This is a genomic window from Gilliamella sp. B3464, from assembly GCF_026536145.1.
Lineage (GTDB): Bacteria > Pseudomonadota > Gammaproteobacteria > Enterobacterales > Orbaceae > Gilliamella.
In genome coordinates, this window is the sequence record NZ_JAFNOQ010000007.1 from 97,034 (window position 1) to 119,830 (window position 22,797).

19 protein-coding genes and 1 pseudogene are annotated in these 22,797 nt (G+C 35.1%); 13 read left to right on the forward strand and 7 right to left on the reverse strand.

Annotated features, from left to right (window positions below; genetic code table 11):
- Positions 1-47: 47 nt before the first annotated feature.
- Positions 48-1,070: a PhoH family protein gene (locus tag J3U57_RS09190; protein ID WP_267333991.1), complete on the reverse strand. Its 1,023-nt coding sequence runs from the start codon at positions 1,068-1,070 to the stop codon at positions 48-50.
- A gap of 119 nt (positions 1,071-1,189) precedes the next feature.
- Positions 1,190-2,617, reverse strand: a complete 1,428-nt coding sequence (miaB, locus tag J3U57_RS09195) for a tRNA (N6-isopentenyl adenosine(37)-C2)-methylthiotransferase MiaB (protein ID WP_267333990.1) — start codon at positions 2,615-2,617, stop codon at positions 1,190-1,192.
- Positions 2,618-3,241: 624 nt separating this feature from the next.
- Between miaB and J3U57_RS09200 the strand changes: the two genes are divergently transcribed.
- Positions 3,242-4,477 carry an N-acetylmuramoyl-L-alanine amidase gene (locus J3U57_RS09200; protein WP_323849460.1) on the forward strand — a complete coding sequence of 412 codons (1,236 nt, stop codon included), beginning with the start codon at positions 3,242-3,244 and terminating at the stop codon, positions 4,475-4,477.
- A 9-nt stretch (positions 4,478-4,486) separates the two neighbouring features.
- On the opposite strand, the gene rsmG is transcribed toward J3U57_RS09200, so the two are convergent.
- On the reverse strand, positions 4,487-5,098 hold the full coding sequence (gene rsmG / locus J3U57_RS09205) for a 16S rRNA (guanine(527)-N(7))-methyltransferase RsmG (RefSeq protein ID WP_267344505.1): 612 nt from the start codon (positions 5,096-5,098) through the stop codon (positions 4,487-4,489).
- Positions 5,076-6,968 carry a tRNA uridine-5-carboxymethylaminomethyl(34) synthesis enzyme MnmG gene (gene mnmG, locus J3U57_RS09210; protein WP_065633736.1) on the reverse strand — a complete coding sequence of 631 codons (1,893 nt, stop codon included), beginning with the start codon at positions 6,966-6,968 and terminating at the stop codon, positions 5,076-5,078. The genes rsmG and mnmG overlap by 23 nt, the downstream gene beginning before the upstream one ends.
- 576 nt (positions 6,969-7,544) lie before the next feature.
- Between mnmG and hda the strand changes: the two genes are divergently transcribed.
- Positions 7,545-8,228 carry a DnaA inactivator Hda gene (hda, locus tag J3U57_RS09215; RefSeq protein ID WP_065633735.1) on the forward strand — a complete coding sequence of 228 codons (684 nt, stop codon included), beginning with the start codon at positions 7,545-7,547 and terminating at the stop codon, positions 8,226-8,228.
- Position 8,229: 1 nt separating this feature from the next.
- Positions 8,230-9,009, forward strand: coding sequence for a Cof-type HAD-IIB family hydrolase (locus J3U57_RS09220; RefSeq protein ID WP_267344506.1), 780 nt, complete (start codon positions 8,230-8,232; stop codon positions 9,007-9,009).
- A 607-nt stretch (positions 9,010-9,616) separates the two neighbouring features.
- On the opposite strand, the gene J3U57_RS09225 is transcribed toward J3U57_RS09220, so the two are convergent.
- The 3 genes from J3U57_RS09225 to tusB all read right to left on the reverse strand — a co-directional run bounded on the left by J3U57_RS09225 (position 9,617) and on the right by tusB (position 11,704).
- Positions 9,617-10,723 (reverse strand): anhydro-N-acetylmuramic acid kinase, encoded by a 1,107-nt coding sequence (locus tag J3U57_RS09225; protein ID WP_267344507.1) that lies wholly within the window; start codon positions 10,721-10,723, stop codon positions 9,617-9,619.
- 4 nt (positions 10,724-10,727) lie between these two features.
- On the reverse strand, positions 10,728-11,291 hold the full coding sequence (locus tag J3U57_RS09230) for a Sua5/YciO/YrdC/YwlC family protein (protein ID WP_267344508.1): 564 nt from the start codon (positions 11,289-11,291) through the stop codon (positions 10,728-10,730).
- A 131-nt stretch (positions 11,292-11,422) separates the two neighbouring features.
- Entirely contained in the window at positions 11,423-11,704 is a 282-nt protein-coding gene (gene tusB / locus J3U57_RS09235; RefSeq protein WP_267344509.1) for a sulfurtransferase complex subunit TusB, read from the reverse strand.
- A gap of 130 nt (positions 11,705-11,834) precedes the next feature.
- Between tusB and tsaE the strand changes: the two genes are divergently transcribed.
- From tsaE to purT, 10 genes and pseudogenes are all read left to right on the forward strand, one after another.
- On the forward strand, positions 11,835-12,308 hold the full coding sequence (gene tsaE, locus J3U57_RS09240; protein ID WP_267333982.1) for a tRNA (adenosine(37)-N6)-threonylcarbamoyltransferase complex ATPase subunit type 1 TsaE: 474 nt from the start codon (positions 11,835-11,837) through the stop codon (positions 12,306-12,308).
- A 60-nt stretch (positions 12,309-12,368) separates the two neighbouring features.
- Positions 12,369-13,073 (forward strand): annotated as a pseudogene (locus J3U57_RS09245) (N-acetylmuramoyl-L-alanine amidase); the annotation flags it as partial.
- A 20-nt stretch (positions 13,074-13,093) separates the two neighbouring features.
- Positions 13,094-14,929 (forward strand): DNA mismatch repair endonuclease MutL, encoded by a 1,836-nt coding sequence (gene mutL, locus J3U57_RS09250; RefSeq protein ID WP_267344511.1) that lies wholly within the window; start codon positions 13,094-13,096, stop codon positions 14,927-14,929.
- Positions 14,930-14,931: 2 nt separating this feature from the next.
- Positions 14,932-15,843 (forward strand): tRNA (adenosine(37)-N6)-dimethylallyltransferase MiaA, encoded by a 912-nt coding sequence (gene miaA / locus J3U57_RS09255; protein ID WP_267333979.1) that lies wholly within the window; start codon positions 14,932-14,934, stop codon positions 15,841-15,843.
- Between the two features lie 301 nt (positions 15,844-16,144).
- The gene (hfq, locus tag J3U57_RS09260; RefSeq protein WP_065633726.1) at positions 16,145-16,390 is read left to right on the forward strand and encodes an RNA chaperone Hfq; all 246 of its coding nucleotides are present in this window, start codon (positions 16,145-16,147) and stop codon (positions 16,388-16,390) included.
- A gap of 21 nt (positions 16,391-16,411) precedes the next feature.
- On the forward strand, positions 16,412-17,707 hold the full coding sequence (hflX, locus tag J3U57_RS09265) for a ribosome rescue GTPase HflX (RefSeq protein WP_267333978.1): 1,296 nt from the start codon (positions 16,412-16,414) through the stop codon (positions 17,705-17,707).
- Positions 17,708-17,730: 23 nt separating this feature from the next.
- Entirely contained in the window at positions 17,731-18,945 is a 1,215-nt protein-coding gene (gene hflK / locus J3U57_RS09270; protein WP_267333977.1) for an FtsH protease activity modulator HflK, read from the forward strand.
- 14 nt (positions 18,946-18,959) lie between these two features.
- Positions 18,960-19,922 carry a protease modulator HflC gene (hflC, locus tag J3U57_RS09275; RefSeq protein WP_416379602.1) on the forward strand — a complete coding sequence of 321 codons (963 nt, stop codon included), beginning with the start codon at positions 18,960-18,962 and terminating at the stop codon, positions 19,920-19,922.
- An 18-nt stretch (positions 19,923-19,940) separates the two neighbouring features.
- Positions 19,941-21,239, forward strand: coding sequence for an adenylosuccinate synthase (locus tag J3U57_RS09280; protein WP_267333975.1), 1,299 nt, complete (start codon positions 19,941-19,943; stop codon positions 21,237-21,239).
- A gap of 84 nt (positions 21,240-21,323) precedes the next feature.
- The gene (purT, locus tag J3U57_RS09285) at positions 21,324-22,505 is read left to right on the forward strand and encodes a formate-dependent phosphoribosylglycinamide formyltransferase (protein ID WP_267333974.1); all 1,182 of its coding nucleotides are present in this window, start codon (positions 21,324-21,326) and stop codon (positions 22,503-22,505) included.
- The last annotated feature ends 292 nt before the right edge of the window (positions 22,506-22,797 follow it).

Here is a 22,797-nt window from a genome sequence, read left to right on the forward strand (position 1 = left end):
ATATTGCTTCTCTTTTTTTTACTTGAGATAGGGATAATATGACTCCTCTAAATACTTCTTTCGCCAGATTGATGCTTATGTTGTTCTTCCCAATTTTCATAAGCATTGACGATTCTTGCAACCACAGGATGACGAACAACATCTTCACTATTAAAAAAATTGAAGCTAATTTCGTCAACTTGGCTTAATACTTCAATTGCATGACGTAATCCAGATTTTTGATGGCGAGGTAAATCAATTTGCGTGATATCACCAGTAATGACTGCTTTAGAATTAAAACCAATACGGGTTAAAAACATTTTCATTTGTTCAATAGTCGTATTTTGGCTTTCATCCAAAATAATAAATGCGTCATTAAGAGTACGTCCACGCATATAAGCTAGAGGCGCAACTTCAATAACACTTTTTTCAATGAGTTTTTCAACCTTTTCAAAACCTAACATTTCAAATAAAGCATCATAAAGAGGACGTAAGTAAGGATCCACTTTTTGACTTAAATCGCCGGGTAAAAACCCCAGTTTTTCACCGGCTTCAACCGCAGGGCGAGTTAATACAATTCGACGAATTTGTTGCTTTTCCAAAGCATCAACCGCTGCGGCTACCGCTAAATAGGTTTTACCTGTTCCTGCCGGACCAATACCAAACGAGATATCATAATCTAACACATGCGCAATATATTGCGCTTGATTTGCTGTTCTGGGTTTGATTACACCACGCTTAGTTTTTATCATAACAAGCTTACCTGCTTGATAATCAACATAAGCAGGTAAGTGTTCACTTGCTTTTTCAAGAGCCCCAGATTCTTTGATAGCTAAATGAATCTGTTCTGGTTCAATATCAACTATTTTATTTTTTAATTTAGTTTGCTTATAAAGTACTTTTAAAATATCGTTGGCCGCAGTAACACAAATAGGATCACCGGTAATTGAAAATAGATTACCACGATGGTTAATTTCAATACCCAATCGACGCTCTAATTGTTTTATATTGTCATTATAAGGACCACAAAGACTATTTAACCGCTGATTATCAGCCGGCTCAAGTAAAGTTTCACAAGTCAAAATATTCAATGATAAGTCCTCTAATAATTAAAATTAACTGCCAATGCGTTATTGATATAATATTTAATATTTTAACGCATTAAAAAGTGCACAGCATAGTGATAACACTTCACGATATTTTCTTATAGTTATGGATGATAAATACCCACCCCTAAATCATTTTCTTTACGCGTTCGTGAAATTACTGACATTGGCGATTGATTGACTCGTAAATCCATTTCATCTTCAGTACGAACCACTCTTCCTCGTAAAGAATTAGGATAAATATCAGTTATTTCTACATCAACAAATTTTCCAATCATATCTGGTAGACCTTCAAAATTAACAATACGATTATTTTCAGTACGTCCTGTTAATTCCATTAAGTTTTTCTTCGAAGGTCCTTCAACCAAAATACGTTGCACAGTATTTAACATGCGGCGACTAAATTGCATCGCTTGTTGATTAATGCGCTCTTGCAATATATATAAACGCTGTTTTTTCTCGTCTTCTGTGACGTTATCTTCCATTTCGGCTGCTGGCGTACCTGGTCGTGCTGAATAGACAAAGCTATAACTTAAATCAAAATTCACATCAGCAATGAGTTTCATGGTTTGTTCAAAATCTTCTTGGGTTTCACCAGGGAATCCAACAATAAAGTCTGAACTAATTTGAATGTCAGGACGAACTTTGCGTAATTTACGAATAATTGATTTATATTCAATAGCGGTATGTGTGCGTTTCATCAGATTTAACACACGATCTGAACCACTTTGTACCGGCAAATGTAAAAAGTTAACTAATTCTGGCGTATCACGATAAACATCGATAATATCATCAGTAAATTCAATTGGATGACTGGTTGTAAAACGAATACGATCAATACCATCAATAGCCGCAACTAAGCGTAGTAGTTCAGCAAAAGAACAGATATCACCATCAAATGTTGGACCGCGGTAAGCATTTACATTTTGACCGAGTAAATTGACTTCACGAACGCCTTGTTCAGCAAGTTGAGCTATTTCATAAATAACATCATCACATGGCCTACTGACTTCTTCACCTCGAGTATAAGGTACCACACAGTAAGTACAATATTTATTACATCCTTCCATAATCGATACAAAAGCTGTTGGCCCTTCACTGCGCGGCTCTGGCAAACGGTCAAATTTTTCAATTTCAGGAAAGCTGACATCAACAACATGATTACCTTTACCACTACGAACTTGCTCAATCATTTCAGGCAGACGATGGAAAGTTTGTGGTCCGAAAATAATATCAACAAATGGTGCGCGTTTACGAATATGTGCACCTTCTTGTGAAGCAACACAACCACCTACCCCAATAATAATATTTGGATTATGTTGTTTTAAGTTTTTCCAACGACCTAATTGATGGAATACTTTTTCTTGGGCTTTTTCACGAATAGAGCAAGTATTGAGTAATAAAATATCTGCTTCTTCTGCATTTTCTGTTAAAGTTAAACCGTGGGTGGATTCAAGGAGATCTGCCATTTTAGTTGAATCATATTCATTCATTTGGCAGCCCCAAGTTTTGATATGTAGTTTTTTGCTCATCAATAACTCAGCTATATTTAATTGTTAAAATGAAAACGGGTTTAAATCCGCGATTTTAGCGTGCCATATTGTAATCCTTTGTAATAGTAGGGTCTATAATAAAAATGAAAAATAACAAAACAAAGTAACGTATTGGATTTTTTTATTGAATATAGCAATATGTTAGAAAAAATTTAACAGTAAAAAATAGGCTATTTTGCTAACTAAAAACATTACCAATCAATTTACTATTTAGCGTTTAGTCAAAATTTATCGTAAAGATAATTTTGCTATAACTGATTTATTAATAACGTAATTTTTAATTTTTCTAGTCGTGTAAAATAAGTAGGTAAACTGAAAAATGCATGATAACGCCAATTTGATTACTTCCTATTTTCATCAAAAATATAAATTTCATTATTTAAAAGTTTTAACAGACAGCACCAACAGAACCAAATTGATTAAACCTGAGTTAAATATAATCCTAACCTGAATAAAAAATATCAAGGCCGCGGCTATAACATAATCAATTGATAACTTATCACATAAAAAAGCTAATTAAAGATGAGAATCATTCTTTTTAATATCAATATATTTTATGCTATTATTCACGATCAATTTATTTAGAAAATAATGTGTTTAGATATGTCAAAAACATTTAGTCCAACAAAACGCCTACTCATTAAAGGTATTATTGCGACATGTTTATTATCTGTCACAAAAGTAGGTTTTGCAGCAAACTTAGCTCAGGTCATAGCTGTTAGAGTTTGGCCTTCATCGACCTATACTCGAATAACATTAGAATCGAATGTAAATTTAAAATTCAAACACACTTTATTGACCAATCCAGACAGGCTTGCCATTGATATTGAGAATATTAATTTAGATGCTACTTTAAAAAAGATTTCATCTAAAGTATTACCTCGAGATCCCTATATCAAATCAATAAGTGTTGCCCAACTTGATTCAAAAAAAGTTCGAATCATGATCAATTTGAAGCAAGGTATTCAACCCAATACTTTTAGCTTATCGCCTGTAGCTGAATTTAAACATCGTTTAGTCATCGATCTTTATCCATCTAAACCTTCATCAGCAACAGATGATGATCCTTTGCTTGCATTATTAGAAGAGTATAAAAAAGGCGATCTTAATAAAAAACAATCTCAGATCAAAACAACAGCCAATAAAAGCAAAAACGCACCTATTATTGTTGTTCTCGATCCTGGACATGGAGGTGAAGATCCTGGTGCTATTGGTAATAATAAGACGCGTGAAAAAGATGTCGTATTACAAATTGCCCGTCGAGCTTACAGTTCTTTGAAAAAAGAACCTAATATAAAAGTCTACATGACTCGTAATGAGGATGTCTTTATACCATTAAAAGTAAGAGTAGCCAAAGCTCGATCATTACACGCTGATATTTTTATTTCTATTCATGCCGATGCCTTTGCCAGCCCATCAGTAAAAGGATCGTCAGTATTTGCCTTATCCACACGCGGCGCAAGTAGCTCAGCAGCTAGCTATTTAGCACAAACACAAAATGAAGCCGACCAAATAGGTGGCGTTAGCCGTAGTGGTGATAAATATTTAGATAATACCATTTTGGATTTAGTACAAAAAACCACACTGAGCAATGGTATATTACTCGGCAATGCAATTTTAAATCGAATGAAAAGTGTCAATAAATTACATAAACCGTCACTTGAAAAAGCCGGATTTGCTGTATTAAAAGCACCGGATATTCCTTCGGTTTTAGTCGAAACTGCTTTTATTAGTAATGCTACAGAAGAACAAAAATTAAAAACAGCTTCGTTCCAAAATCAAGTATCTAAAGCAATCGTAGATGGGATTAAAGATTACGTCAAAAGACGTAAAAACTAGTATTAGTAATTAAATATAACACGATTGAATTATCACTAAATGTCTTTCCGCATCTAATTGAGGAATAGTCAATTTAATATTTTGTTTAAGCATAAAACCATCCGGAATGGTGTCGATCTCACTGCCTTTAAGCGCATAAAAAGCACCATGTTCATTAGGTAAATGTTTACACCAATTAAGCATATCTTGCAGGGAAGCAAAAGCACGACTAATCACACCGTCAAACTTTTTATCGCAATATTGTTCAATTCGACTTTGTACTGGATGTATATTAGTTAACTTTAATTCAAATTGAACTTGTTTTAAAAAACGAATTCGTTTACCTAAACTGTCAACGAGATCAAATTGTTTTTCAGGGTTGATAATTGCTAATGGAATGCCAGGTAAACCTGGCCCTGTTCCAACATCAATAAACGTTTTACCTTCTAAATAAGGCGATACAACAAGACTATCCATAATATGCTTAACTAACATTTCGTTAGGATCTCGCACGGCAGTTAAATTGTAAGCTTTATTCCACTTATGTAACATTTCAACATAATTAATTAACAGATCTATTTGCTGATCAGAGATCAAAAGATCGGTTTGATCAATTAGATTAGTGAGTTTCTTTTTTAACATAATTTTTCTTTTTTAAGTAAACCAATAACATTGAAATAGCAGCAGGCGTAATACCCGAAATACGTGAAGCTTGCCCAATAGAAACAGGTTTATGTTGTTTTAATTTAGCCACCACTTCATTAGATAACCCTGATATTTCTGCATAATCAATATGCGCAGGAATCAATGTTTGTTCATTACGTTTTTGACGCTCTATTTCTTCAATTTGTAGTTTGATATAACCATCATACTTGACTTGAATTTCAACTTGTTCAGCCGCTTGCGGATCGCTTAACCCTGGCGCAAACAGTGATAGTTTTTTTAACGTTTGATAATTCATTTCAGGGCGTTTTAGTAGCTCTTCGCCATTGGCTTCTTTGGTTAAATTAGCACTTAAGACCGCATTTACTTCATCAATGGTTTCGATGTGAGGGTGAACCCAAATATCACGCAGACGTGCCCTTTCTTGTTCCACTGCTTCAAATTTTTCATTAAATTTTTGCCAACGGTAATCATCAACCATCCCTAATTTACGTCCGATTTCAGTTAAGCGAATATCGGCATTATCTTCACGTAACATCAAGCGATATTCGGCGCGAGATGTAAACATGCGGTAAGGTTCGTTTGTGCCTAATGTACAAAGATCATCAACCAAAACGCCCAAATAAGCTTGATCACGTGTTGGATACCATTGATCTTGATCATATACAAATCTTGCTGCATTTAACCCAGCTAGCATTCCTTGGGCCGCGGCTTCTTCATAACCTGTTGTGCCGTTGATTTGACCGGCTAAAAATAGCCCTTTGATCACTTTACTTTCTAACGTTGGTTTAAGATCTCTTGGATCAAAATAATCATATTCGATCGCATAACCCGGTCTTACAATATTCGCATTTTCAAGCCCTTTCATACTACGTACAAATGCAAGCTGGGTATCAAAAGGTAGACTTGTTGAGATCCCATTTGGATAGATTTCATTACTATCTAATCCTTCTGGTTCCAAATAGATCTGATGGGAATTACGATCAGCAAAACGCATGATCTTATCCTCAATGGAAGGGCAGTATCTTGGTCCGACACCTTCAATAACCCCTGTGTACATAGGACTGCGATCTAAACTGTTACGAATGATCTCATGTGTGGTTTCGTTAGTACTTGTTATATAACATGGGATCTGCCTTGGATGTTCACTAGCATGACCTAAAAATGAGAATACTGGAACGGGATCATCGCCATATTGTGTTCCAAGTTTTGAAAAATCGATGGTTCTTGCATCAATACGAGGTGGTGTACCTGTTTTTAAACGACCCATTCTAAATGGATATTGATGCAATGATTTTGATAAACCAATTGATGCTGGATCGCCGGTTCTTCCCCCGCTGTAATTGTCTAAACCTATGTGGATCTTTCCATCTAAGAAGGTGCCTGCTGTTAATACTACGGCTTTCGCTCTGAAAGATACGCCCATTTGAGTTTTTACACCTGTGATCTGATCGTTTTCGATGATCACATCTTCAACTGATTGTTGAAATAGCATTAAATTAGGTTGGTTTTCAAGTGTTGTTCGGATCACTTTTCGATAAAGCGATCGATCTGCCTGAGCGCGAGTAGCTCGCACAGCAGGTCCTTTACTACTATTTAAGATCCTAAACTGGATCCCTGCTAGATCAATAGCGTGTGCCATGAGTCCGCCCATTGCATCGATCTCTTTTACTAGATGCCCTTTACCAATACCACCAATTGCAGGGTTACAAGACATTTGACCTAACGTATTGATATTATGGGTTAATAGTAGTGTTTTTCTGCCCATTCTAGCTGATGCCATTGCTGCTTCTGTTCCTGCATGGCCGCCACCAACAATAATGACATCAAAAAGATCTGGATAAAACATAAAAGCCTCGTTGTTTTTATTTATATACTGATGATCGTCGTTTTGGATCAGGTGATTTGGGTTTATTTAGCGTTAGGAATTGTACTCATCTTTTTGATTACGTCAAATGATCTATTTTGATCGCTATTTAAATTAAATAAGATCTTTTATTTGATCTTTTTATTTTTATTGTTATTAGTTTAGATGACTTCTGTTGATAACTTAGTTTTGCCATTATTATTTAGGATCTTAGTTGTGATCTAATGCTGTTAATTGATCGGATCTTTTTGGATTTAGACTTGTTTATAACTATTGTATTTATCCACAATTGTTTTTGTCTTTAAGGTTATTAATCCGATTATAACAGCTTATTAGCCGTATTTATCACAAAGTTATCCACAAAAAATAAGTTTGTTTGCTTAAATTTTGATATATTAGTGATGATGTTTTAAACACTGTTATTTGATCTGTATTGCTCAATTTAACTTATTAAGTAAGATGGTTATTGTGCTTGATTTGTTTTATACAAAAGTGATTGATTTTTGTGGTAGCAAATTTATACTTATCATGAAATTATTTTTATTGTGAGGTTATTTTATTACTCTTTCACAGTTACCTTTACCTTTTTCTTTATCTAATAGTGAAACTTTTGATAGTTTTTATGTGGGCGATAATCAATTATTGTTCGATTCGTTACAAGCTTTATTTGATAAGCCAGGTTTCAATGTTTTTTATATGTGGTCGGCAAGTGCTTCTGGTCGGACTCATTTGTTGCATGCTTCAAATCAAAATAAGTTAGCCAGTTATATTCCTTTAAAGCAGTATTACCATCTTGTTCCCGAAATTTTACAAGGCTTGGATAATTATGATTTAGTGTGTTTAGATGATATTGATGCTATAGCAGGTCACAGAGATTGGGAAGAGGCTATTTTCGATTTATTTAATCGTTTAACTGAGAAAAATGTAAGTAAGTTATTAATTACAGCTAATGCACCGCCTAAACAGATTTGTTTTACTTTACCTGATTTGGTTTCTCGATTATCTTGGGGACAAGTTTATCAATTAAAAGAATTGAGTGATGATGATAAGCTTAAAGCTTTACAATTAAGAGCTAAATTAAGTGGTTTTGAATTATCAACCGAAGTTGGATTGTTTTTATTAAAACGTGTTAATCGTGATATGCGTACACTGTTTTCTTTATTAGAAAAGTTTGAAGTTGCAACGCTTGCTCAACAACGTAAGTTAACTATTCCTTTTATTAAATATATTTTGGATTTGTAGTATGAGTAAAAAGCCTGAAGCTATCGTTTTTTTTGATTTAGACGGAACACTATTTAATAGTCAAATTGAAGTTTTACCCAGTTCTTATCAAGCTATAAATAAGCTTAAACAAAATAATATTATTCCCATGTTGGCGACGGGACGAACGCCTTGTGAAGTCGTTGACTTGATGCATAAAACACAAATCGATTCAATTGTTGGAATGAATGGTCAAGTGGTACTTTATCAAGGTGAAACGGTCTTTACGAATAATATTGATAAAGATGTGATAGCTAGAATTTATCAATTTTCCAAACAACAAATGGATATACCTCTATCTTTTTATAATTATGAAATTATGCGTGTTTCGCAAGATAGTCAACCTGCTAAAGTATTTTATCATTATTTAAAACAACCCGTTCCTCCCGTTGATGATCAGATCTATTTAAATCAACCTATTCAAATGTTATTGCTGTTATGTGAATCAGGCGAAGAACATTATCGTGATCTATTTCCTGAATTGACCTTTATTCGTAATACCCCCTATTGTGTTGATGTTTTTAATCACGGTGGTTCTAAAGGAAATGGCATAATTCAGTTATTACAGCGAAAAGGGTTCACCGATGTACCAACTTATGCATTTGGTGATGGAATGAATGATTTCGAGATGTTCTTAACGGTTGATCATCCAATCGCCATGGCTAATGCCGTTGATGGGCTAAAAGCACATGCTGAATTTATCACTGATGATAATAATAATGATGGAATCGCTAAAGCTTTACAGAAATTTGGTTTGATTTAATTTTATTAAAAATAAAAATAAAAATAATTTAATTTATCTATAATGATATTTAGATCAATATCTTTTTACTAAAGCAGTTATTATAATCATAACTAGCGGGTTATTTTACTCGTGCTCTCATTTTTGGTGTTGTATCTTGTTTAATCTATCTAATTGCTGAATTACTTGAGTGTGAATTGATTTGTCTAGTTTTATGCAGTAAGTAAACAAGAGACTTAATGATGCTATCTCACTTATAGGGTTAAGAAAAGTATGACTTGTTTGGTTAATGATTAAAGTAACAAAAATTTAGTCAATAGCATTGAATTTAGCCAATACACACCTAAAACTATAATCAGTAAAGATGTTTTTTTCGCTAAGCTTGACGAGGTTAAACGCCTAATGGGAAAGATGATGAAGAGTCAGAGCTTAGTTTAAGGTGTTTTGTTGTATCTATTTATGATCGTTTAAGTAACATTCTTGCCGCGTTAAGTTTATTAACGTCTATTTTTAGGTGTAATACGGGTGAAGATGGGGTTAAATTAATTATCAAAATTAACCAATATGCCGCAAAAATTTATGAGTTGATTGGTTATAATAAACAGGCAAAATCATCTGATTAATTCTTTTATTGGTATAAAACGCCTAAGCATACTGCTTGGCTTGCTCCTGTTACTTCAGGAATGTTGGATGGAATATGATTGATTCGACAATAAGCAAGCCATGCAAATGCAATTGCTTCCATATCATCACCGTTTATTCCTTTGTCATTTGTGGTTAATACTGCCCAGTTAGGTAATAATGTCGATAATCTTTGCATAATCAGTGGGTTTTTAGCACCACCACCACATACCAATAATTCGCAAGGTAAATTGTTACTGATGGGTAATTTTTCAATTTCATGTTTAATAGATACTGCAGTTAATGCCACTAAGGTTGCTTGAACATCTTGTGCCTTTAAATTCATGCCTGTCAGTTTTTTATGTAACCACGGTAAGTTAAATAATTCGCGCCCAGTGCTTTTAGGTGCAGGTAATTTGAAATATGCTTCATCAAGTAACTTATTTAATAAGTTTTGTTGAATGTGACCTGTTTTTGCCCACATCGCATCTTTATCATAGCTTTGATTAAGATTTTCATTTATCCAGCCATCAAGTAATACATTACCCGGCCCCGTGTCGTATCCAATGACTGTTTGATTAGGAATTAAGACAGAAATATTACTAATGCCGCCAATATTTAATATTACTCGATTGATGTGTGGATCTTGTAGTACTGCTTTATGAAAAGCAGGTACTAGTGGAGCACCTTGTCCACCATAAGCCATGTCTTTACGGCGAAAATCGGCAATGGTGATAATGCCAGTTTTAGCGGCAATAATATTGGCATCACCAATTTGCATGGTAAAAGGATTATTACCTGTTGGTTGATGGTAAATTGTTTGCCCATGACAGCCAATCGCTTTAATTTGATTTTTATTGATATGATTGTTTTGTAAAAATTGATTGATACTATTAGCAAATAATAGTCCAAGTTGATGATCAAGCTGACCTAAATCTTGTAATGTTGTCTGTTTTGTGTCGCATAGTGTTAGTAATTGTTGTTTAATTGAATTTGGCATCGGATAACAATCACTGATAATGGATGTGACTTTTCCTGCTTTGATATCAACTAGCGCGATATCAATTCCATCCATACTTGTTCCCGACATTACGCCAATATATAAATTTTGCATAACACTATCCTTGCCTAATAATTTGTCCTGTTTTGATATCTCTAATTTCAGAGGGCTGTGAGCGTTGCCCTGTTTCACCTTGTAAAATAGGCAATGTGTCACCAAATTGTTTAGTTACTTCAATTACGGTTCGACAAGGTTCATGACCAGAACGATTGGCACTGGTTGAGACTAATGGTTTTCCAAATAGATCGCAAAGTTGGCAAACTAAGGGATGATTTGTTACTCTTACCGCAATTGAATTATATTGCCCCGTTAAAAAATAAGGCGTGGTTTTATTTTTGGGCATAAGCCAAGTAATAGGACCTGGCCAACTGGCAATTGCTTTTTGTTGTTGCTCTATTGTTAACGCTGTTTCATCTATATAAGGGATAAGTTGTTTAAAATGGCTAGCAATTAAAATCAACCCTTTATCAATTGATCGTTGCTTTAGTTGTAATAGTGTCATTACTGCCGATTGGCAATCAGGATCACAACCTAATCCAAAAACAGCTTCGGTTGGATAGGCAATGACATCCCCTTTTTTTAATCGAGCACTTGCTTGTGATAAAGTTAATAAATTGGTCATTAATATCAGCTATTCATTAAAACACAGTTGAATTTATATTAAACTGCAAGATTTAGATTTGCAAATGTGCCAATTTTGTTTTGATATGTGGTTATTTAAGAATAATGAATTCTTTTAATGATATTAAAAGATTATTCCCAATTTATTTGTGGATAATACTTAGCAGTCAATTCAACTACTTGTTGCATAGTGATGATTTCAAGCCTTACATCGATGAATTGACTAATGCCACGAGCAATAATATCGTTGTCAAGTACATAACAATGCGTGGTTTTTTGTAAAATATCATTCAGTAAGGGATTATTTTGACAAGCAATCATAACGCCATTTTGCCAAAAAAGTACGGCATCTTGCGTAGATATGAGTGTTGTATCAATATTTACTGAGTGATGAGTTGAAATTGTATGTAACATTTTTCCACTTTTTACTAAAATATCTATTTTACTTTGAATTTTTAAGAAAAAAGCAAGTTAACCTTGCTTGGTACATCTTTAATGGTTATTAGTATATAATAAGGATCATTTATTGAGCAAAGAATTCGTTATGAAACCGATTATTTTAGCTAACGAGCAAGAAACAATTTTATTGGGTAAACAGCTTGCTGAGCAATGTTTAAATTATTTATCTAATCACAATAGTGCGATAGTTATCTACTTAATTGGCGATCTTGGTGCGGGTAAAACAACGTTTAGTCGAGGATTTTTACAACAACTTGGTCATAAAGGTAATGTTAAAAGTCCTACTTATACTTTAGTTGAACCTTATCATTTTAACGATTTTTCAGTTTATCATTTTGATTTATATCGATTAGCTGATCCTGAAGAATTAGAGTTTATGGGCATACGCGAATATTTCTCTTCTCGATCAATTTGTTTAATTGAGTGGCCAAAGCAAGCACAAGGCATATTACCCATTGCCGATATTGAAATCCATTTGTCTTATTTAGCGCTTGAACGCAGTGTTTGTTTACAAGCAAATACCAAAATAGGTCAGTCAATTATTAATTTATTACATTAACAATTAGCGAAAATACTAATGAAAAAATTAATGGCTTTTTTTATGCTTTTGCTACTTTGTAGCTCAGCTAATGCCGCTAAAGTGATTATAGCTGTTGATGCTGGGCATGGCGGTAAAGATTCTGGTGCAATAGGTAAACATAATCTTTATGAAAAAACAGTGACTTTTTCTATTGCTAAAAAGCTTACCAATTTATTAAATAATGATCCTAATTTTAAAGGGGTTTTAACACGCAGTAGTGATAATTTTATTTCGGTATCGCAGCGTTCAGATATCGCGCGTAAAAACAAAGCTAATTTACTTGTGTCAATTCATGCTGATGCAGCGCCAAATCGAAGTGCTTCTGGCGCATCCGTTTGGGTATTGTCAACTAAACGTGCGGATACTGAACTGGGGCGTTGGCTAGAACAAGATGAAAAACAGTCTCAGCTATTAGGCGGAGCTGGTGATGCGCTTAGTGATGACCATAATCGTCATTTAAGCCAGGCGGTATTAGATCTACAATTTTCCTATTCTCAGCGTGTAGGATATGAATTAGCAACACAAGTTATTAAAGAGATGAGTGGATCAATCAAACTGCATAAACGTAAACCTGAACATGCTAGTTTAGGTGTATTACGGTCTCCGGATATCCCTTCTATTTTGGTTGAGGTTGGCTTTATATCTAATGAAACAGAGGAAAGTTTACTTGCTAGTAATACTCACCAAGATAAGATTGCAAGAGCAATTTATCAGGGTATAAAAAACTATGTAAAACAAAATCCTAAATTTGGAGAACGGCACTAATGGCAATACATATTCTATCACCACAATTGGCCAATCAAATTGCCGCTGGTGAGGTGGTAGAAAGGCCGGCATCTGTTATTAAAGAATTAGTCGAAAATAGTCTTGATGCAGGTAGTACGCAAATTGATATTGATCTCGAACAAGGTGGTTGTAAGTTAATCCGTGTTCGTGATAATGGTTTTGGTATTGCTAAAGAGGAATTAGCATTAGCTTTAGCCCGTCATGCCACCAGTAAAATTAGTACACTAGATGATTTAGATTCAATTATTAGCCTTGGATTTCGTGGTGAGGCGCTAGCGAGTATCAGTTCAGTATCTCGATTGACGTTAACTTCCCGTACCGCCGAGCAATCCGAAGCTTGGCAAGTTTATGCCGAAGGTCGCGATATGAAACCGGTTATTAAACCTGCGGCTCATCCCGTGGGATCAACGGTTGAAGTCTTGGATTTATTTTATAATACACCCGCGCGTCGTCGTTTTTTGAAAACCGATAAAACCGAATTTATGCATATTGAAGAGTTTGTTCGTAGAATTGCTTTAGCGCGTCCTGATGTCTCTTTTAATTTGCAACATAATGGTAAACTGGTTAAACAATACCGATCATCCACACTTGAAAAAAGGGTTGAATTAGTTTGTGGTCGAGAATTTATGCAAAAAGCAGTTAAACTCGATTGGCAGCATGATGATTTACTTATTCAAGGATGGGTCGCTAGTAACGATGTTAGTGATCTGCAATATTTTTACGTTAATGGTCGTGTTATTAAGGATAAATTACTCAATCATGCTTTGCGTCAAGCTTATATTAATCAAACTCATGAGCAGCAAAGTTATGTTGTCTTTTTACAACTTGATCCAAAACAGGTTGATGTTAATGTACATCCTGCTAAACATGAAGTTCGTTTTCATGAAGCACGTTTAGTTCATGATTTTGTTTATCAAGCTATTATGATGGCATTGGAATCCCATTTGTCTATTACGACTCAAGCGCCAGTCATTACTCCTAATCGCCAAGCTGCGGGGGGGAATATTTTTAATCAATTGGTTCAACCTAAAAATTATCAAGCTAACAGTCAACCAACAAAAAAATCGGGTAATTTTGCTAGAGAAAATACACTATATGGTCAGCTTGTTGATGTTTCTAAATCGGGTGAAACTAAACCGGAGCCAGCAAGATTATCTCACCAAGAAGATCAAATGACTGAGGGGCAAAAAGCGGTGATTGATGCGTTGTTTCCACAGCGAAGTACATCTTTACACTCCTTACAACAGCAGCTTGATAGTTCATCATTAGTACAATTTGGTCGCGTGTTAACGGTTGTTCAACCAGATATAGCATTGCTTGAAAAGTTTGAAGATAATCAGCAAAAATTTATGTTGATGAAATTGCCTATTGCTCAACAAAAATTTTCGGCAATTAAATTATTATCTCAAGATTCTGAAAAATTATTGATTCCATTGACCATTTTAATCAATCATAAAGAACAACAAGCATTAACCAATTATCAACCTCAACTTAATTTTTTAGGATTTGATTTTTATATCGACAAAGCAAAACTACATTTGCAAAGCGTACCTAAAATGCTTAGAACGATGAATTGGCAGCAAATATTACCTGCTTTATTAGCGTTTATTTCATCGTCAAAGGAAGATGCATTAGATCCGACCAAAATTGCAGATTGGCTAGCGAGTCAATGTGATAATACTCAAGCAGTAAGTTGGAGTGTGACCAAAGTGATCCAATTACTTGCACAGCTAGAGCAAATTGATAGCAATTTATTGCAACTAGAAACATTTTTACATCCTATTGATCTTCAATCTTTTATAAAATCCATGTAACTATGAATAAAGCAAAAGTTATTTCATTAATGGGGCCAACGGCTTCAGGTAAAACCGCATTTGCAATGGCCCTTTATGAACGTTATCCAATTGATATTATAAGTGTCGATTCAGCGCTGATTTATCGCGATATGGATATTGGTACGGCCAAACCAACGAAACAAGAGCAGTTAAACTACCCACATAAATTAATTGATATATGTGATCCAGCAGAAAGTTACTCTGCCGCCAATTTTAGGCATGATGCTCTAATTGAAATTGAAAAAACGCTAAAAAAAGGGCGAATTCCATTGTTAGTTGGTGGAACAATGTTGTACTTTAAAGCGTTGCTTGAAGGGTTATCACCTTTACCTGTAGCTAACAGTGAAATTCGGCAACAAATAGAAGAAAAGGCCAATAAATTTGGTTGGCAAGTGATTCATGAAGAATTAAAAAAAGTTGATCCTGTTTCTGCTCAAAGAATTCATCCAAACGATCCACAGCGTCTTAATCGTGCTTTAGAAGTTTATTTAATTTCGGGTAAGAGTTTAACCGAACTTACCCAAGAAAGTGGTGAAGCATTACCTTACGATGTAATGCAGTTTGCCATTATGCCTTCAGATCGCGCGCAGTTACATCAGCGTATTGAACAACGTTTTTTACAGATGCTCGATCAAGGATTTGAAAACGAAGTGAAAGCGCTAAAATTACGACCTGACTTGCATTTAAATTTACCTTCGATGCGTTGTGTTGGCTATCGGCAAATGTGGGAGTATTTAGAGGGTCAAAGTAGTTATGATGAAATGGTGTTTAAAGGTATTTGTGCAACACGTCAATTAGCAAAAAGGCAAATTACTTGGCTACGTGGTTGGAAACAACCTGTTACATGGTTAAATCCTGATAATATGGATAAGGTTTTCGATCAGCTTTTTTAGGTTTGAAAATATTTTTTACTTTTTATTACTTTACTTTTTACCTCGAAATTGTTTTTTCAAAATGTAAAAAAGTTTTAGGTTAACATAATATTTTAGTATTTTTTTTTGTTTGATTAGTGTAAATTTATTAAAATTTTAGTTATTTGTGCATAAATTATTGTTGACCAGTTCAAGAGCTGAGTTTTTTATGTTATTTTGGTAAATAGACATAAGTACTTTATGTTTTAGTTAAATTAAATATTTTTAAAAAGTACGATTATATTATCTTCATATTATTATTTTCATCTTAAAGGATAAACTCATGTCAAAAGGGCAGTCATTACAAGATCCTTATTTAAATTTGCTTCGTCGCGAGCATATTCCTGTATCCATTTATTTAGTTAACGGTATTAAATTACAAGGGCAAATTGAGTCATTTGATCAGTTTGTTATTTTATTAAAAAATACTGTAAGCCAAATGGTATATAAACATGCCATCTCAACAGTTGTACCATCAAGATCTATCTCTGGATTGGTGACTCAACCTGAAGAGGAAAGCGAAAGCTGATTAATTCAGTGGAGAATCTGATTGTTTGAGCGATATAAAGGCGGGGAATCTGCCTTATTAGTCCATGTATTCTTCCCTCAAGAAAGCGATATCGAGGATCTGAAAGAGTTTGAAGTACTTGTTTCTTCTGCTCAAATTGAGATTCTCGATATTGTGACAACCTCAAGAAAAGCACCACAAGCTAAATATTTTATTGGTGAAGGGAAAGCCCTTGAAATTGCCGAAAAAGTTAAAGCGCTTGACGCATCAGTTATCTTAGTTAATCACACCTTAACTCCTACCCAAGAACGAAACCTAGAAAAATTATGTGAATGCCGTGTCGTTGATCGAACTGGGCTTATTTTAGATATTTTTGCACAACGTGCTAGAACTCATGAAGGTAAGTTACAAGTAGAATTAGCGCAGTTGCAGTATTTATCAACGCGTTTAGTTCGAGGCTGGACACACTTAGAACGACAAAAAGGTGGAATTGGTTTAAGAGGGCCGGGCGAAACTCAGTTAGAAACCGATAGACGTTTAATTCGTCATCGTATTCAATTGATATTATCTAGGCTTGCTAAAGTTGAAAAACAGCGCAATCAAAATCGACAATCAAGAAATAAAGCCGATCTACCTACTGTCTCGTTGGTTGGTTATACTAATGCTGGTAAATCAACACTATTTAATTCATTAACGCATGCTGATGTTTATGCTGCCGATCAATTGTTTGCAACGCTTGATCCGACTTTAAGACGCATTAATGTTGAAGATGTTGGCGAAGTCGTATTAGCCGATACAGTCGGATTTATTCGTCATTTACCCCATGACCTTATTGCTGCTTTTAAAGCAACATTACTCGAAACCCAAGAGGCCGCACTTTTATTACATGTGATTGATGCATCCGATCCAAACCTATTAGATAATATACATGCTGTAGAAGAGGTTCTATTAGAAATAGATGCCCACGATATTCCAACATTGATGGTAATGAATAAAATAGATTTAATGGAAGGTAAACAGCCTTGTATTGATCGTGACGAAAATGGTATGCCTATTCGTGTTTGGATTTCTGCTCAAAATGGTTTAGGATTAGATCTACTATTTACTGCATTAAAAGAAAGACTTGCTAGACAGATCCAAATTTGTCAATTAAGCTTACCTGTTCATTTAGTCAGGCTAAGAAGCCGTTTTTATCAGCTAAATGCAGTAGAACATGAAATTATAAATGAAGATGGTAGCTTTCAACTTGATGTGAGAATGCCGTCAATTGAATGGAATCGCCTCTGTAAACAAGAGCCAGATCTGTTATACTTAATTAATACGCAAAATAACAACTAATTGTTAAATGGAGCATATAAAATATGGCGTGGAATCAGCCCGGAAATAACGGACAAGATAACGATCCATGGGGAAATAATAATAAAAAACCTTCTAATTCATCCGGTGGTTTTTTAGATAAAATTAAAGACCTATTAAAAAAAGGTAATTCAAGCAGTAATAATGGGGGTTCATCAAAAATTAAATTATCGATGAATAGCTCAAAAATTGTTATTGCAGTCATTGTTGTGCTTATTCTGATTTGGGGAATAAGTGGTTTTTATACTATCAACCAAAGTCAACGAGGTGTGATTACCCGTTTTGGACAGGTTCAACCAGAAATTATTCAACCAGGTTTGAATTGGAAACCTACCTTAATCGACAAAGTTTATGTCGTTGATACCCAAGGAACACGAAATTTTAATGTGCAAGGGTTCATTGTTACAACAGGTGAAAATTTAGTTTTTGTTGAAATGAATGTTCAGTATCGTATCAGCAATCCATTAAAATATTTATTTAATGTAACCAATGTTGAGGATAGTCTTCGTCAAGCTGCTGATAGTGCTTTAAGAACAGCAGTTGGAAGTTCTAATATCGATGCGATTATTTCCGATGGACGAGCTGCGCTTGAAAGCAGTACTAAAGATGAATTAGTTAATGTAATTACGCATTACGATATGGGGATTAACATTGTTGATTTGAACTTCCAAGTTGCTCGACCACCAGATGAAGTGCAAGATGCTTACGATGATGCTATTCGTGCTCAAGGTGATAGCGAACGTGAAATTAAACAAGCTGAAGCAGATAAAGTTCAGTTAGTGCAACAAGCAGAAGGTAAATCTGCAAGAATTTTAGCTGATGCTGATGCGTATAAAGTTCGTGTAGAACTTGAAGCGGCTGGTGATGTTGCACGTTTTGAAAAAATATTACCTCAATATAAGGCTGCCCCTCAAATCACTAAAGAGCGTTTATATATTGAAACAATGGAAAAAATATTAAGTAAAACTAATAAAGTTGTTGTGAATGATAAAAGTGGTAATTTAATGGTGTTACCGTTGGAGCAGTTATTAAAAAATAACAGCGAAAAAATGGCTACACCAACTACGTTGCCAAATCAAAACAGTGATTACAATTTTAATATGCCAAGCTCTTCTGATGCGATAAAAAGTGCACCTCAACCAACTAAAGAGTCACAAAATGGTGCTACAACCCGTAATAATAGTTCTACCAGCAACACTACGCGGACTATGGGACGATAAGGAGAAAAATGAATATGCGTAAATTATTGATTCCTATAGTTTTGATTTTAATCGGTGTGTTTTTTTCAAGTGTTTATGTTATTGAGGAAGGCACCCGTGGTGTTGTTTTAAGATTTAATAAAATAATTGGATTATCCGAACCTGGTTTACATTTTAAAATTCCAGGTATTGATAGTGTTAAAGTTATTGATGCTAAAATACAAACCACCAATAGTTCTAATAACAGCAAAGAACAACGTTTTTTCAATGTTCAAAAGAAAGAGTTGATAGTTGACTATTTTGTTCAATGGAAAATTGTTGACTTCAATCGCTATTATGAAACAGTTGCCGGTGGCAATAATGTTGAAGATTTACTACTTGCTCGTCTAAATGGTCGTTTAAGAGCGGAAATTGGTAAACTGAGTAATAAGGATATTATTAATGACTCGAATGCGGATACTAAATCGCGTAATTCTTTAATGATTCGAGTAAAAGATGCTTTAAATGGTACACATCAAGATTCTGTTGATAACGCACCAATAGATAAATTAGTTGCAGATACAGAAAAAGATCCCGAAAGTAGTAAAACGAGTCTACGCGCTTTTGGTGTTGAAGTCGTTGATGTACGTATTAAACAGATTAATTTCCCTGCTGAAGTTTCAGGTTCTATCTATGCCAGAATGCGAGCAGAACGAGAAGTCATTGCCCGCGATAAACGTTTTGAAGGCGTAAGAAAAGCGGAAGAAACTAGAGCGGCAGCGACACTTGAGGCAACAAAAATATTATCTGAAGCTGAACGACAATCACGAATTATTCGTGGTGAAGGTGATGCTAATGCAGCTAAACTTTATGCTGATGCCTTTGGTAAAGATATGGAATTTTTTAGCTTCATTCGAAGTTTAAAAGCTTATGAACAAAGTTTTATTGGTAATGACGTTATGGTTATTAGCCCAGATAGTGAATTTTTCCAATACATGAAACTAAAATCGAATAAATAACAGAATGAGTAATAGTCTATGAGTAATAATGTTGTTGTGCTAGGTACGCAATGGGGTGATGAAGGCAAAGGTAAAGTTGTTGATTTACTCACAGAAAAAGCAAAATATGTTGTTCGTTATCAAGGTGGGCATAATGCTGGCCATACGTTAGTGATCAATGGCGAAAAAACAGTATTACATCTTATCCCATCAGGTATTCTTCGTCATGATGTTATAAGTATCATTGCGAATGGTGTAGTACTTTGCCCTGATGCGCTAATGAAAGAGATGAAAGCGTTAGAAGATAAAGGTATTCCCGTTAAAGACAGATTACTGATATCTGAATCTTGCCCTTTAATTCTACCTTACCATATTGCATTAGACCAAGCCCGTGAAAAAGCACGTGGTAGTAAAGCGATAGGCACCACAGGTCGAGGTATTGGCCCTGCATATGAAGATAAAGTCGCTCGTCGTGGACTTCGAGTTGGTGATTTACGTGATCGCCAAGCTTTTGCTGAAAAACTAAAAGAAGTAATGGAATATCATAACTTCCAATTAGTCAATTACTACAAAGCTCAAGCGGTTGATTATCAAAAAGTCCTTGATGACACATTAGCGATTGCAGATATTTTAGTGGCTATGATTGCAGATATTCCGACGCTATTAGAAGACGCTCGGAAGAAAGGCGAAAGAATCATGTTTGAAGGTGCACAAGGTACATTACTTGATATTGATCATGGTACTTATCCTTTTGTTACCTCTTCAAATACTACTGCTGGCGGCGTAGCGACAGGATCAGGTTTTGGTCCACGTTATGTTGGCTATGTGCTAGGTATTGTTAAGGCTTACTCTACTCGTGTCGGTGCAGGACCATTTCCAACAGAACTCTTTGATGATGTGGGTGAATATCTTTGCAAACAAGGTAATGAATTTGGTGCAACAACGGGTCGCCGTCGTCGTACTGGATGGCTAGATGCGGTTGCTGTTCGTAAAGCCGTACAACTAAATTCAGTTTCTGGTTTTTGTTTAACTAAACTTGATGTGTTAGACGGCCTTAAAGAAGTTAAAATCTGTGTTGGTTATCAATTACCTAATGGTGATGTGATTAACAATGCACCGGCTGCTGCTGAAGATTGGAGTTTAGTCAAACCTGTATATGAGTCTATGCCAGGATGGAGCGAATCAACGTTTGGTATTAAAAGTTATGATGCGTTACCACAAGCAGCAAAAAATTATATTAAACGGATAGAAGAGTTAACTGAAACCCCAATTGATATTATTTCAACAGGTCCAGATCGTAGTGAAACCATGATTCTACGTGATCCTTATCAAGCATAATAATTAGAAAATCGGGATATTATTCCCGATTTTTTATTTTTAGGATATTAAAATTAAAAGTAGTTAACTGAGTATGAGGACATTATGGCTACAATAGGAACGCCGTTATCACCCACTTCAACTAAAGTTATGCTTTGTGGTGCAGGTGAATTAGCGAAAGAAGTCGTGATAGAGCTACAACGGTTTGGTTGTGAAGTTATTGCTGTTGATCGCTACGCTAATGCACCAGCAATGCAAGTTGCACATCGTTATCATGTAATCAATATGTTAGATGGTCAAGCTTTAAGAAAAGTTATCGAAGCTGAAAAACCTGATTATATCGTTCCAGAAATAGAAGCAATTGCAACTGACACTTTAGTCGAATTAGAGCAGCAAGGCTTTACAGTTATTCCTACAGCAAAAGCAACACAACTAACGATGAATCGAGAAGGTATTCGTCGGCTAGCCGCTGAAGAACTAAAACTACCAACTTCACCTTACCGATTTGCTATAAATGAACATGAATTTAAAAAAGCGGTTGAAGAGATAGGTTTTCCTTGTTTTGTTAAACCCGTTATGAGTTCTTCAGGAAAAGGACAATCACTGATACGTAATCATCAGGACATTGAATTAGCATGGACATATGCACAAGCAGGTGGGCGAGCTGGTGGGGGTAAGGTTATTATCGAAGGTTTGGTGGATTTTGATTATGAAATTACTTTATTAACTGTTCGACATATTCATGGTGTTTCATTTTGTCAACCAATTGGTCATCGTCAAGAAAAAGGTGATTATCGAGAATCTTGGCAACCTCAAGCGATGTCTGATAATGCACTAAAGTTAGCAAAGGAAATTGCAACTAAAGTAACTGATGCATTAGGCGGACGCGGTTTATTTGGTGTCGAATTATTTATTAAAGGTGATCAGGTTTGGTTTAGTGAAGTTTCACCACGTCCACATGATACCGGTATGGTGACGTTAATATCACAAAATCTTTCTGAATTTGCGCTGCATGCTCGCGCAATACTTGGTTTACCTATTCCTGTTATTGAACAATATGGCCCGAGTGCATCTGCTGTTTTATTAGTAGAAGGAGATTCTAAACAAGTTACCTTTGCTAATTTAGATAAAGCATTAAGTCAGCCACAAACAGATTTACGTTTATTCGGTAAGCCAGAAGTAAAAGCAACGCGCAGAATGGGTGTTGCGCTTGCTAGAGCACTAACGGTTGAGGAAGCGATTAGTAAAGCGAAGAATGCAGTAAAACAAATCACGATAAGCTTATAAAGTTACGTTTAGCTTAAAAAGCAATCACTCGATAAGAAAAATTTGAAATTTATAAAATTGGGGGTTGACGTAGGCAAATGAAGTGAGTAACATACGCAACCCTTGAGACAGCAAACTGAAACAACAAAATGTTTAGTTAAATTTAACGCTGTCAGCTCTTTAAAAAGAAGAAACAGACAATCTGTGTGGGCACTTGCGAGACGAAAAAATTAAAAGTCTACGGACTGAAAAAATTAAGTCTTGATAAGTGACACTGAAGATTCATTTGAATATGTCAGAGACAGTTATTGAG